We start from the raw sequence: 808 nt of genomic DNA, 5'->3' as shown, positions 1-808 counted from the left end.
CCCCCGGCACGACAACGCCCAGTCCCAGCCCCGGCCCCGGGAAGCCGGACAAGCCCGCCCCGCCCGACGAGTCCGAGCCCCCCGGCACGGGCTCTCCGAGCCCCGGCCCGACGGACCCGACCGGCCCGGAGGCTCCGCCCCGGACCGAAACCCCCACGGACACGGTCCACCACCTGGAGAACGCCGGTACGACGGGGCTCACCGCGACCGCGGGCGACACGTTCGCCAAGAAGATCAGCACCCGAGCCGAGACCAAGGCCGGGAAGGCCGTCGGCAAGGTACGGATCCGCTTCACCGTCCTGGGCGACACCGACGCCACCTTCACCGGCGGCGACAAGTTCGCCGCGGTCACCACCAACGCCTCCGGCGTGGCCGTCGCGCCCGCCCTGGTGGCGGGTGAGAAGACCGGCGCGTTCACCGTCCGCGCCACCGTCGTCGGCCGCACCGTCGCCGGCCTCGACTACAAGGCCACCGTCACCGAGCGCGTGGCCGACGTCCTCGCCCGCACCGACGACACCGCGCTGACCTGCACGCCGGGCGGCGAGTTCGCGGACCGGGTCGAGGTGAAGGCCACGCACAAGGGAGCCGCCGCGGACGAGGTCGCCGTCACCGCCACGCTCGTCAAGTCGGTGCTCGACCCGACCGAGAACGACAAGGGTCCGTACTTCAAGGACGCGGACGGCAAGGCCGTCCGCACCCTGACCGGCCTGAAGACCGACGCCGAGGGCCTGCTGAAGCTGCCGAAGCTGTACGCCGACAAGACCGCCGGCACGTTCATGCTCCGCCTGACCACCGCGGGCGGTGCCAC

At 73.4% G+C, this 808-nt stretch carries 1 pseudogene; it reads left to right on the top strand.

What is annotated here, in order from left to right:
- Positions 1 to 808 (top strand): annotated as a pseudogene (locus tag EBH09_RS38695) (lytic transglycosylase); the annotation flags it as partial.

Source organism: Streptomyces sp. E2N166 (genome assembly GCF_003671715.1).
GTDB classification, from domain to species: domain Bacteria; phylum Actinomycetota; class Actinomycetes; order Streptomycetales; family Streptomycetaceae; genus Streptomyces; species Streptomyces thinghirensis.
Note: the sequence above shows the minus strand (reverse complement) of the source record. Positions and strands in the feature narration are given on the sequence as shown.